We start from the raw sequence: 11,377 nt of genomic DNA on the forward strand, positions 1-11,377 counted from the left end.
TCGTTTCAGCGGATAGAGTCCGACAATTGCAGGAAACCTACTTACCCGTGGCACAACGACAACCGTCCGGAGGACGTGCGTGGCTCCAAATGTTCGATGGACCAGAAGGGTGCAACCGCCGAGGTTGCGCGCAAGATCTGCCGTTCGCCTCCTACAGCGAACACTTCTACTCGCCATCCTGAGTTCCATTGCTGCGCTGCTGTTCAGCGCGCCGGCATCGGCCCAGGAACCTACCCCCACTCCCCCGGCAGCGCCGGGGACCAGTGCCGAACAGGCACCGCCCGCAGACGCGGTCGACGTCGCGGGATCTCTCAACAACGGCGGCGAGCGGCTTGTCGGCGTCGACGTCGCAGCGCTCGACGAGTCCGGCTCCGAGGTGGCCCGCACCACCAGTGAAGCCGGCGGCCGATGGACTCTCGAATTGTCTCCCGGCACATACACATTCCAGGTCGTTGGGGAAACGCTGCCCGACGGCGTCAGCGTCCAGGGCGAGGTGCAGCGCGATGTGCAGGCCGGACGATCCAACACCGTCATCTTCTCGTTCGGCGAGGCCCGAACCGCCACCAGCGTCCCGGTCTGGGAGCAGTTCCTACGAACGACTGTGGACGGCTTTCGGTTCGGACTCGTCATCGCACTCGCGGCCGTCGGCCTGAGCCTGATCTTCGGAACCACCGGACTGACCAACTTCGCGCACGGCGAGCTGGTCACGCTGGGCGCGGTCGCGGCCTGGGTCTTCAACGTCACCATGGGCATTCAGCTCATCCCGGCCACTATCCTTGCCATCGTCGTCGGCGTCGCCATCGGATGGCTCAACAACGCGGCCATCTGGAAACCGCTGCGAAAACGTCGTACCGGGCTCATCGCTCAGCTCGTGGTGTCCATCGGCCTCGCGATCGCGCTCCGCTACCTGATTCTCATCTTCTTCTCGGACCGAGCCGAGCCCTTTGCGGACTACCAGGCGCAGACCCAGAACGAGTGGGGCCCGTTCGCCATCACCAACGTCAACCTCGCGTGCATCATCATCAGCGTGGTGGTTCTGGTCGGTGTGGCACTGATGTTGCAGCGCACCCGAATCGGCAAGGCCATGCGTGCCGTTGCCGACAATCGCGACCTCGCCGCGTCCTCGGGTATCAACGTCGAGCGTGTCGTGACGTTCGTGTGGTGCCTCGGCGGCGGTCTCGCCGCCCTCGGCGGTGTGCTGTTCGGTCTCTCCGAACTCGCCGGTCGCGTGCAGTGGGAGATGGGCTTCAAGCTGCTACTGCTGATGTTCGCCGGAATCACCCTGGGCGGCTTGGGAACCGCGTACGGGGCCTTCCTCGGCTGCGTCATCGTGGGTCTGCTCGTGCAGTGGTCGACGCTGGTAATAAATCCCGATCTCAAGTACATCGGAGGACTGCTCGTCTTGATACTCATCCTCATCGTCAGGCCGCAGGGCATTCTCGGTTCGCGGCAAAGGATCGGGTGACCTCATGGATATTCTCGGAGCACTCCAGGTTTCACTCGCTCAGCTCGTCGGGCCGTCCGCGATCTTCTACGCACTGCTCGCCATCGGCCTGAATCTGCACTTCGGCTACGCCGGCCTGCTCAACTTCGGTCAGATCGGCTTTGCCCTGCTCGGCGGCTACGGCGTCGGCATCATGACCATCACCTACGAGCAGCCGCTGTGGTTGGGAATTCTGGTCGGTCTCGGTGCCGCCGGTCTATTGGCTTTGGTGCTGGGCATTCCCACGCTACGACTGCGCGCGGACTATCTGGCCATCGTGACGATCGCCGCGTCGGAAATCCTTCGTCTCGTCTTCAGATCCACGGCCAGCGACTCGGTGACCGCATCGACCAACGGCCTCTTCGGATTCGCCGATCCGTTCACCTCGCTGAGCCCATTCGACTCGGGCAAGCAATACGACTTCCTCGGGGTGAAGTTCTACGGTGACGATCTGTGGGCCATGGTCGTCGGCTGGTCGCTGGTCCTCATCCTCTGCGGCGTCGTCTACCTCCTGACGCACAGCCCATGGGGCCGCGTTCTCAAGGCAGTGCGCGAAGACGAGGATGCTGCGCGCTCGCTCGGCAAGAACGTCTTCGTCTACAAGATGCAAGCGCTCGTGCTCGGTGGCGTGATCGGCGGCATGGGCGGAGTGTTCAACGCTCTGCAGACCAAGTCGATCAACCCCGACTTCTACTCCACGGCGCAGACGTTCTTCGCCTTCGGAGCCCTGATCCTCGGTGGCGCAGCCACGGTCTTCGGCCCCGTGGTCGGAGCCATGCTGTTCTGGTTCCTGCTGTCGATCCCGGACGCCATTCTGCGTCAAGCCATCTCGGGGCCCGATCCGCTGCTCGATCTCACCGAGCAGCAGGTCGGTGCCACCCGATTCGTCCTCCTGGGAATCCTGATCGCACTACTGATGGTGTTCAGACCCCAGGGCATTCTCGGCAACAAGCGAGAGGTTCAGCTCAATGCCTGACGCGAAGAACTCGCCGAACAAGAATCCCAGCACCCTCGAATCACGGGCGGCCATGGCTCTCGACGCCGATCAGCGTGCGACGCTGTTCGCCGGAGTAGCGGGCGAACCCGGCTCGGCCAAACCCGATCCGACTCTCGTCGTGGACGGCATCTCGCGCACGTTCGGCGGACTCAAGGCCGTCGACGTCGCGCATCTGGAGATCCAACGCGGGTGCATCACCGGTCTGATCGGCCCCAACGGTGCAGGCAAGACGACGTTGTTCAATCTGCTCACCGGGTTCGATCGCCCCGACACCGGCACGTGGTCGATGGACGGTCAGGAACTCGGCAAGATGCATCCGCATCAGGTCGCCCGCAAGGGAGTCGTCAGAACGTTCCAGCTCACCAAAGCACTGTCGAAACTCACAGTGCTGGACAACGTTCGCCTCGGTGCCACCGGGCAGCGCGGCGAAAGAATACTGAACACATTTCTGCCCTGGACCTGGAAAGCCCAGGAGCGCGAGGTCACCGAGCGCGCCAACGAGTTGCTTGCCCGCTTCAAACTCGATGCCAAGGCCGACGACCTCGCCGGCTCACTGTCCGGTGGCCAGCGAAAACTGCTCGAGATGGCTCGCGCGCTGATGACCGACCCATCCGTGGTGATGCTCGACGAGCCGATGGCCGGGGTCAATCCCGCACTGACGCAGTCACTTCTGGGGCACATCAAGTCACTGCGCGACGACGGCATGACGGTCGTCTTCGTCGAACACGACATGGATGTCATCCGTGACATCAGTGACTGGGTCGTGGTGATGGCACAGGGCAGTGTCATCGCCGAATCGACACCGGAGGAGCTCTCGAACAACGGTGCCGTCGTCGATGCATATCTCGGTAGCCACCACGATCAAGCGCTCGAATTCGACGCCGACGGCAATCCCGTCGGTGCCACTGCCGAACTGGCAGAGACGCTGAAGAAGGCCGAGGCCGAGGAGCTTTCGGCCGGGGGCGATCTGTCGGAGCCGGAGTTCGTGAAGCCCGACACCACCGACGGTGGGTCCCACCGGGCCAAGGAGGTCAACTGATGAGCGAACAGACACTGACGCCGGCAGAATTCGCCGCGACACCAGGAGAACACGCCCGCCTCGCCGAGGGTGCTCTGCTGCGCGCCGACGGCTTGGTCGCCGGGTACATCCCCGGAGTGAACATCCTCAGTGAGTGCAACTTCTTCCTCAACGACGGCGAGATCGTCGGGATCATCGGACCCAACGGGGCCGGCAAGTCGACCCTGCTGAAAACGCTGTTCGGGCTCGTCGCCGTGCGGGAGGGCAGCGTCAAACTACGCGGGGACACCATCACGTCCGCGGAAGCACACGTACTGGTGACGAAAGGCGTCGGCTACGTCCCGCAGACGCAGAATGTGTTTCCGTCGCTCACCATCGAAGAGAACCTCGAGATGGGAATCTATCTGCGTCCCAAGAAGTTCAACGAGCGCTTCGACTTCGTCAGCGAACTCTTTCCGCTCCTGAGCGACCGGCGAAAGGTCAAAGCCGGCGCGCTCTCGGGCGGTGAACGACAGATGGTGGCCATGGGCCGCGCGCTGATGATGGAACCATCGGTCCTGCTGCTCGACGAGCCGTCGGCCGGGTTGTCTCCGATGTTCCAGGACGAGGTGTTCATCCGCTGCAAGAAGATCAACGCGGCCGGAGTCTCGATCATCATGGTCGAGCAGAACGCTCGTCGGTGCCTGCAGATCTGCGACCGCGGTTACGTTCTCGATCAGGGCCGCAACGCCTACACCGACACCGGCCCGGCGTTGATGAACGACCCGAAGGTGATCGAGCTCTACCTCGGCACACTGGCGGGAAGCAAGGAGAAGAAGTAACAGTTCCCGCGAGAGCGCACAGCCCCGGTTCGGCGTGATCCGAACCGGGGCTGTTCTCTGCGCCCGTGCCGATCGTCTGGGACGACGAAGGCCCGAGTCCGTGTTCGGACTCGGGCCTTCGTGTGCACGCGTCTAGCGATCACTCACCGACGACGATGTATCCGTCCGTGGTGAGGGTGTTGTCCGGGCCGAAGACCAGGTTGCCGTACGAACCGGTTGCCGGCTCGCCCGCGTCACTGAAGTTGAGCGCACCGGTGACACCGTCGTAGTCGATGTCGGTGCCGGCCTGCAGCAACGGAAGGCATTCCTCGAACGTCGTGCACTTCTCGCCGTCCTTGGTGACACTGTTGATGTTGGCTGCAATGTCCACGCCCGCAGTCGATCCGGCTTGAACGGCTGCCAGCGCAGGAATCACCACGGCGTCGTAGGACTCACCGGCGTAGTTGAAATCGACCAGCGCGGGATCGACGGTCTTGAGTCGATCCTGGAACGCGGTGCCGACGTCGGTCAGCGGCGTGGTGCCCCGCATCGTGTCGAGCAGGCCCGGAGCCATCGACTCCCCGAGTGCGTTGCCCATGTTGCCGTCGACTCCGTAGACCAACATGCCGTCGGACGGTCCGATCCCGAGCTCGTGCATACGGGTGATGATGCGAGCAGACTCGTCGAAGCCGATCACTGCGACGGCATCGGGTGCGAAGTTGTTCACGTCGTCGATCTCGGCGTTGTACGACTGCGCGTTGGGGTCGTAGATGATCGTCTGGAGCTGATCGGAGGCGATACCCGCGGCTTCCAGGTTCTCCACCGTGTTGTTGGCCAGGCCCGTTCCGTACGGGTCGTTCAAGGCGAGGATGGACACCCGCTGGGCACCGTCCTGGGCGATGAGGTCTGCCAGGGCCTGAGCCTGCAGTACGTCGGTGGGTGCGGTGCGGAAGTAGAGGCCGCTGTCCGCGTAGCAGACGAACTGGTCGGACGTGTTGGCCGGCGAGATCTGCACGACGCCCGCGCTGGTGATCTTGTCGATGACCTGAAGCGAAACGGCCGACGAGGCCGCACCGACGATGACGTCGGCACCGCCTGCGAGCAAACGGTCGACGGTGGTGTTAGCGGTGTCGGTGGTGGTGTCACCGGAGTCGCCGGGGATGAGCGTGACCGGCTGATCCAGGACGCCACCGGCCGCGTTGATGTCGTTCACCGCGAGCTGCACACCGGCGACCTCGGGCGGTCCCAGGAATGCGAGGCTGCCGGTGTTGGGCAGCAAGGTCCCGACGACCAGAGGGTCGGTGACGGGCGCGGCCCCTGCCGTGGCCTGCTCGGGCTCGCAATCGGTGGAGACGGTCGTTTCCGCGGCTGCAGTGCTGCCGGCGGCGCTGGTGGAGTCGGTCGAGCCGGAGTCGTCGCTCGACGAACAGCCGAACAGTGCGAGCGAGGTAACGCTCAGCACCGCAGCCGTGCGGACATAGGTCCGAATTGCCATCTAGGTTCTCCTTGAAATTGCTCGTCGTTGAAGCGCACCTGAGTTACATGTGGCTCACGTGTGGATCAGACGCTAATGCTCGGAGTCGATTCGCAAGGCCTAGAACGACGCTCGTGACCTGACTGTGACCTAGGGAGTCGAAGTTTTACGTGGCCGTAGCTTTCGCACGCCGATCAGCCCTCTGCTGCAGGCTTGTTCGCAGGAGTACCGAGTGTTTCGATCACGACATCGGCAACGGCCTTCATCGTCGTCCTACGATCCATCGCGGCGCGTTGAATCCACTTGAACGCCTGCGGTTCTGTGAGCGATTGCGACTCCATCAGGATGCCCTTGGCCTTCTCGATCAACTTCCGTGTCTCCAGTCGATCCTGCAGGTCCGCAATCTCGGATTCGAGAGCCGAGATTTCACTGAACCGACTGGCCGCCAACTCCACCGCGGGCATGAGATCGGCTTTGGTGAACGGTTTGACCAGATACGCCATCGCACCGGCATCCCGAGCCTTCTCGACCAGTTCCCGCTGACTGAACGCGGTGAGAATGACGACGGGGGCGATGCGCTTCTCCGCGATCTCCGACGCCGCGTCGATGCCGTCGCGACGCGGCATCTTCACATCCATGAAGACCAGATCCGGACGCAGTTCGACGGCCAACTCGACCGCCTGTTGACCGTCGGCCGCCTCACCGACCACGTCGTAGCCCTCCTCGCGGAGCATCTCCACGAGGTCCAATCGAATCAGGGATTCGTCCTCGGCCACCACCACACGAAGCGGGGGCTTGCCAGTACCGTGCGCACCAGGAGCATTCATCTGTATCGGTCTCCTTTGACAGTCTTCGCCCGTCAGGGCCGTCGAGCATCTGAAGGGTACCGGTGTGCGGGGCCGAAAGCGCGTCTTCTAAACTCGTCAATCGTTGCTTGAAAGACGCCAGCCCTCGTATCCCAATTGGCAGAGGAAACGGATTCAAAACCCGTCCAGTGTGAGTTCGAGTCTCACCGAGGGCACCACAGCACAGCGGCGACGGTCACTATCGCCCACGATCGCGCCTACAGTGGAGCGATGTACATACCCAGCAGTCTTCGTTGCCACGACACCAGTGCGGGAAGTTTATGCGCGGCGAAGGTCGACCATCGGTTCGGGGATTCGGCGGACCGTTCGGCTCAGTGGGTCTACTACACCTGCAGCGCTGACACCGCCCACCAGACCGGTTATGTCGATCGCCTGGTCACTGCCTGAATCATGTTCGTAGAGCGTGCCCATGTGCCTACCGACGATGTCGGGCCGGACTGGCCCTTCACCGTCCCTGCTGTCGCGGACCTCGCTCGCGAGGGTCTCGAATTCTTGGCACCGGTCACAATTCTGGTCGGCGACAACGGTTCCGGTAAGTCGACCCTCGTCGAGGCGATCGCAGAGGGTTTCGGAATCGATGCCCGAGGGGGTCGCGCTGCGCAGCAGTCGCGTCGCCTCGACGAAGTGACCAGCGCCCTCGGCGAGGTGCTCGAACTCGAGACCACGCCGCGCGGTTCCCGAATGCTCCGTGGCCCACGACTGAACAAGCGCGGCTTTTTTCTGCGCGCCGAGACCGCGTTCGACATGGCCGAGAACCTCGGCGGAGTCCCGGGTTTCTGGGAAGAGAACACAGCCGAGATGAGTCACGGCGAGGGCTTCCTGGCCATGTTCGGTGCGATGCTGGCCGAACCCGGCTTCTATGTTCTGGACGAGCCGGAATCTGCCCTCTCGTTCACCGCGTCCCTGCAGCTCGTTGCCCTGATGTCCGAGCTGGGCGACGAGGGGGCTCAGATCGTCTGTGCCACGCACTCTCCCATCCTGGCGTCGACACCGGGTGCGGACATCGTCGAAGTGGGCGAACACGGTTTGCGGCGAAGTACCTGGGACGAACTCGAACTGGTGCAACACTGGCGTCGCTACCTCGACGACCCGAACAGCTATCTCCGTCACCTACTCGACTGACCGGCGGCCCCTACGTCAAGAACGACGTTTCCACAGGAAGCAGCACCGATGATCGACCTTTTCTTCGAGACCGCCACTCTGGTTGCGGCAGTCGGATGCGGGCTCGTCGCAGGAATACTGCTCGCCTTCTCCATCAGCGTGCTCCCCGGCCTGGCGACACTGCCGGTGCCCGACGCGATCGCCGCGATGCAGAGATTCAACGCGGCAATACTCAATCCGGTGTTCTTGGTGCTGTTCGTCGGCACCGCCTTGAACTGCACTGCCGCAACGGTTCTCGCGGTGTTCGGCGAAAATGGACGAACCGCTTCGGTCGGTGCGGGGGCGGCGCTCTACGTGGTGGGCTGCTTCGTTGTCACGGTGGCGTTCAACGTCCGACTCAACGATGCACTGGCAGCGGTGGATCCGGCGAGTCCGGCAGGCGCGGACATGTGGCAGAGGTTCACGGCGAATTGGACGCTGTGGAACACCGTCAGGATTCTGGCCTCGACTGCGGCCTGCGTCGTTCTGATCCTCGGTCAGGGCAGGTCGACACCGGGCTGATCGGACACCGAATCCTGGTGCCGCTTGCGGATTTCCTCCTCGAACCGCGCGATCAGGTGATCGGTGTCGGCGGTCGAGACATCCCGCGCGCCTTCGTCCATGGCCGCGTCGCGTCCCCGGCGCAGCGCGGCGAGTTCGGCTTCGAGTTCGTTGTTGTCGAGTACGCGTGGATCCAACATGACCTCCATTGTGGTCCCCCGTCCGGCAGCCCCGCGGGGATTTGCTGTAATCGCGCCATGAACGTCGTGCACAGTTTCGAGCCGATAGTGTCCCCGGGGGCCACCACCTTGATCCTGGGGTCGATGCCCGGCGTCGCCTCACTGGCCGCGCAGCAGTACTACGCGCATCCACGAAATGCGTTCTGGCCGATCATGGGAACGCTGTTCGGAGCGGGCCCGGAACTTCCCTACGACGAACGCACAGACAGTCTCCGAGGCCACGGGATCGCCGTCTGGGACGTCTTGAAGCTGTGCACGCGTGCCGGCAGTCTCGATTCGGCAATCGTCGAATCATCCATCGAGACAAACGATTTCAATACGTTGTTCGCCGAGAATCCTGGCATCGACCGGGTATTCTTCAACGGAGCCAAGGCGGCCGAGAGCTACCGACGGTACGTTGCGACGGAACTGCCGGTTCCCCACGTGCAGTTCCGTCGATTGCCGTCGACCAGTCCGGCGCATGCGTCGCTGGACCTCGCCGCCAAAACTCAGGCCTGGGCCACCGCGTTCAGTCGCGGACCCGCTTCGGAAAGTGTCGAATGAGCCCTTCTTGCACGACGGTGGCCAGCAATTGGCCGTCCATCGAGAAGAAGCGACCGGTGGCGAGGCCACGCGAGCCGGCCGCGACCGGTGACTCGGTGGCGTAGAGAGCCCACTCGTCGAACCGGAACGGGCGGTGGAACCAGATGGAATGGTTGACCGTCGCGGCGACGATCCGATCCAGCCCCCAGGACAGGCCGTGCGTGGTGATGATCGAATCGAGCACGGTGGTGTCCGACGCGTAGCCCATGGTCGCCGCGTGAAAGATCGACGCGTCGGGCAGGTCCCCGTCGGCCTTCATCCACACTCGATTGTGATTGAGCTTCTCGCCGGTACCGTGCATGATCCACGCCGGATCGTTCGCGTAGCGCATGTCTATCGGCTTGAGGGCGTCGACGAACATCTGCAGCCGGTCCTCGTAGCCGACGAAGTGATCGCCGAGCGGAGGTAGTGCATCGGGGTACGGCACCTCGGGCACCTCGACGCTGTGCTCCAGTCCCTTGCCGAAGTCCTGGAAGGCAGCGAGCATGACGAACAACTCGTTGCCGTCCTGCACTGCGGTGACCTGACGATTGGCGAAGGCTCGGCCGTCGCGCTGCCGTGACACCCGATACTCGATCGGCTTTTTGACGTCGCCGCCGCGGATGAAATGCGCATTGATCGCATGCACGTCCCGTGAGGTACCGGATACGGTGCGGCTTGCCGCTATCAGGCCCTGAGCTACGAGCTGCCCCCCGAACGTCCTACTCCCCACCTGCTCGGGGTGAACCCCGACGAACACATCCTCCTCGATCTCCTCCAAAGCGAGCAGATCGAGAAGCGTCTCGAGATCGGTCTTCACTGCTGTACTGCTCGGCGCGCTCTCGCTGACACCGATTCCCCCCGCTTCGACCACTTACCGGTCCTCTTCTCCGATTCGGTGCACATGGATCAAGTTGGTCGAGCCTACTGTGCCGGGAGGGGCACCGGCCACGATCACGACCTGATCGCCCTTGTTGTACCGACCGAGTTCGAGCAGCGCCTTGTCGACCTCTTTGACCATCGCGTCCGTCGAGCCCACGTCGGGAACGAGGAACGTCTCGGTGCCCCAGCTCAGCGACAGCTGGCTGCGGACCTCGGAGATGGAGGTGAAGGCGAGCAACGGGAGCTTGGTGTGGAGGCGAGCCAACCGTCGAACGGTGTCGCCCGACTGGGTGAACGCAACAAGTGCCTTCGCGTCCAGTCGCTCGCCGATGTCGCGGGCAGCGTAGGAGATCACGCCTCGCTTGGTCCGCGGTACATGCGTCAGCGGCGGAACACTGTCGCCCTCGGTCTCGACCGTCTCGACGATGCGAGCCATCGTGCGCACGGTCTCCATCACGTACTTACCGACCGAGGTCTCACCGGACAGCATCACCGCGTCGGTGCCGTCGAGCACCGCGTTGGCGACGTCGGAGGCCTCGGCACGCGTCGGACGCGAGTTCTCGATCATCGATTCGAGCATCTGCGTCGCGACGATGACGGGCTTGGCGTTGGCGCGAGCGATCTGAATGGCTCGCTTCTGCACCAGCGGAACCTGCTCGAGCGGCAACTCGACGCCCAGGTCACCGCGGGCCACCATGATCGCGTCGAACGCCAAAACGATCGCTTCGAGGTTGTCGACCGCCTCCGGCTTCTCGAGCTTGGCGATGACGGGAACCCGCCGGCCGACGCGGTCCATGACGGCGTGGACGAGTTCGACGTCCGCAGGCGAGCGAACGAACGACAGCGCGATGAAGTCGCATCCCAGCGCGAGTGCGAACTCGAGGTCCGCGATGTCCTTCTCGCTCATGGCCGGAACGGACACGTCCATGCCGGGCAGAGACACACCCTTGTTGTTGCTGACAGGTCCACCTTCGGTGACGCGGCACAGCACATCGTTGCCCTCGACGCCGGTGACGACCAGGCCGACCTTGCCGTCGTCCACGAGGAGGCGGTCGCCTTCCTTCGCGTCCTGGGCCAATTCCTTGTAGGTGGTCGACACACGGTCGTGGGTGCCTTCGCATTCCTCGACGGTGATTCGGACCAGCTCACCGCTGGCCCACGTGGTCGAGCCCTCGGCGAAGCGGCCCAGACGAATCTTCGGTCCCTGCAGATCGGCCAGAATGCCCACGGCTTTGCCGGTGGCGTCCGATGCTGCGCGAACCCTCTCGTAGTTGGCCTGATGATCGGGGTGATCACCATGGCTGAAGTTCAGTCGTGCGACATCCATTCCACTCTCTACGAGTTCGCGGATGCGCTCTGTGGTTGCGGTTGCGGGTCCAAGGGTGCAGACAATCTTCGTACGTCGGCTCACGGTTG

The 11,377-nt window shown here is 63.4% G+C and carries 12 protein-coding genes and 1 tRNA gene; 8 read left to right on the forward strand and 5 right to left on the reverse strand.

The window, feature by feature from the left end; translation table 11 throughout:
• The first annotated feature begins 124 nt into the window (after positions 1-124).
• Genes ACIGGF_RS00210 through ACIGGF_RS00225 form a run of 4 tightly spaced genes read left to right on the forward strand, consistent with a single transcriptional unit; the run spans position 125 to position 4,319 of the window.
• Positions 125-1,465, forward strand: a complete 1,341-nt coding sequence (locus ACIGGF_RS00210) for a branched-chain amino acid ABC transporter permease (protein WP_397519452.1) — start codon at positions 125-127, stop codon at positions 1,463-1,465.
• 4 nt (positions 1,466-1,469) lie between these two features.
• Positions 1,470-2,459, forward strand: coding sequence for a branched-chain amino acid ABC transporter permease (locus tag ACIGGF_RS00215; RefSeq protein WP_397519453.1), 990 nt, complete (start codon positions 1,470-1,472; stop codon positions 2,457-2,459).
• A gap of 52 nt (positions 2,460-2,511) precedes the next feature.
• Positions 2,512-3,519: an ABC transporter ATP-binding protein gene (locus ACIGGF_RS00220; protein WP_397519823.1), complete on the forward strand. Its 1,008-nt coding sequence runs from the start codon at positions 2,512-2,514 to the stop codon at positions 3,517-3,519.
• On the forward strand, positions 3,519-4,319 hold the full coding sequence (locus tag ACIGGF_RS00225; protein ID WP_397519454.1) for an ABC transporter ATP-binding protein: 801 nt from the start codon (positions 3,519-3,521) through the stop codon (positions 4,317-4,319). The genes ACIGGF_RS00220 and ACIGGF_RS00225 overlap by 1 nt, the downstream gene beginning before the upstream one ends.
• A 139-nt stretch (positions 4,320-4,458) precedes the next feature.
• Here the strand turns inward: ACIGGF_RS00225 and ACIGGF_RS00230 are convergent, their stop codons facing one another.
• Positions 4,459-5,793 carry an ABC transporter substrate-binding protein gene (locus ACIGGF_RS00230; protein ID WP_397519455.1) on the reverse strand — a complete coding sequence of 445 codons (1,335 nt, stop codon included), beginning with the start codon at positions 5,791-5,793 and terminating at the stop codon, positions 4,459-4,461.
• Positions 5,794-5,966: 173 nt separating this feature from the next.
• Positions 5,967-6,599 (reverse strand): ANTAR domain-containing response regulator, encoded by a 633-nt coding sequence (locus tag ACIGGF_RS00235; RefSeq protein ID WP_397519456.1) that lies wholly within the window; start codon positions 6,597-6,599, stop codon positions 5,967-5,969.
• Between the two features lie 120 nt (positions 6,600-6,719).
• Here ACIGGF_RS00235 and ACIGGF_RS00240 point away from each other — a divergent pair.
• From ACIGGF_RS00240 to ACIGGF_RS00250, 3 genes are all read left to right on the forward strand, one after another.
• A tRNA-Leu gene (locus ACIGGF_RS00240) sits at positions 6,720-6,796 on the forward strand.
• 253 nt (positions 6,797-7,049) lie between these two features.
• Complete coding sequence (locus tag ACIGGF_RS00245) at positions 7,050-7,760, forward strand: AAA family ATPase (protein ID WP_397519457.1); 711 nt, start codon at positions 7,050-7,052, stop codon at positions 7,758-7,760.
• 48 nt (positions 7,761-7,808) lie between these two features.
• Positions 7,809-8,300 carry a DUF1772 domain-containing protein gene (locus ACIGGF_RS00250; protein WP_397519458.1) on the forward strand — a complete coding sequence of 164 codons (492 nt, stop codon included), beginning with the start codon at positions 7,809-7,811 and terminating at the stop codon, positions 8,298-8,300.
• Here the strand turns inward: ACIGGF_RS00250 and ACIGGF_RS00255 are convergent.
• A complete protein-coding gene (locus tag ACIGGF_RS00255; protein WP_397519459.1) occupies positions 8,276-8,479 on the reverse strand; it encodes a hypothetical protein in 204 nt (67 codons plus the stop codon). The two genes, ACIGGF_RS00250 and ACIGGF_RS00255, sit on opposite strands and share 25 nt — an antisense overlap.
• Positions 8,480-8,536: 57 nt before the next feature.
• Between ACIGGF_RS00255 and ACIGGF_RS00260 the strand changes: the two genes are divergently transcribed.
• A complete protein-coding gene (locus ACIGGF_RS00260; RefSeq protein ID WP_397519460.1) occupies positions 8,537-9,061 on the forward strand; it encodes a DNA-deoxyinosine glycosylase in 525 nt (174 codons plus the stop codon).
• Here the strand turns inward: ACIGGF_RS00260 and ACIGGF_RS00265 are convergent.
• Positions 9,027-9,953: an acyl-CoA thioesterase gene (locus ACIGGF_RS00265; RefSeq protein ID WP_397519461.1), complete on the reverse strand. Its 927-nt coding sequence runs from the start codon at positions 9,951-9,953 to the stop codon at positions 9,027-9,029. The genes ACIGGF_RS00260 and ACIGGF_RS00265 overlap by 35 nt on opposite strands.
• Complete coding sequence (gene pyk, locus ACIGGF_RS00270) at positions 9,954-11,372, reverse strand: pyruvate kinase (RefSeq protein ID WP_397519462.1); 1,419 nt, start codon at positions 11,370-11,372, stop codon at positions 9,954-9,956.
• Positions 11,373-11,377: the final 5 nt, after the last annotated feature.

Source organism: Rhodococcus sp. NPDC078407 (assembly GCF_044542515.1).
Lineage (GTDB): Bacteria > Actinomycetota > Actinomycetes > Mycobacteriales > Mycobacteriaceae > Rhodococcoides.

Bases quoted from the DNA above. Each gene is read 5' to 3' on its own strand.
- ACIGGF_RS00215 (WP_397519453.1), top strand. From the start codon at position 1,470: ATGGATATTCTCGGAGCACTCCAGGTTTCACTCGCTCAGCTCGTCGGG.
- ACIGGF_RS00220 (WP_397519823.1), top strand. From the start codon at position 2,512: ATGGCTCTCGACGCCGATCAGCGTGCGACGCTGTTCGCCGGAGTAGCG.
- ACIGGF_RS00225 (WP_397519454.1), top strand. From the start codon at position 3,519: ATGAGCGAACAGACACTGACGCCGGCAGAATTCGCCGCGACACCAGGA.
- ACIGGF_RS00230 (WP_397519455.1), bottom strand. From the start codon at position 5,793: ATGGCAATTCGGACCTATGTCCGCACGGCTGCGGTGCTGAGCGTTACC.
- ACIGGF_RS00235 (WP_397519456.1), bottom strand. From the start codon at position 6,599: ATGAATGCTCCTGGTGCGCACGGTACTGGCAAGCCCCCGCTTCGTGTG.
- ACIGGF_RS00250 (WP_397519458.1), top strand. From the start codon at position 7,809: ATGATCGACCTTTTCTTCGAGACCGCCACTCTGGTTGCGGCAGTCGGA.
- ACIGGF_RS00255 (WP_397519459.1), bottom strand. From the start codon at position 8,479: ATGTTGGATCCACGCGTACTCGACAACAACGAACTCGAAGCCGAACTC.
- ACIGGF_RS00260 (WP_397519460.1), top strand. From the start codon at position 8,537: ATGAACGTCGTGCACAGTTTCGAGCCGATAGTGTCCCCGGGGGCCACC.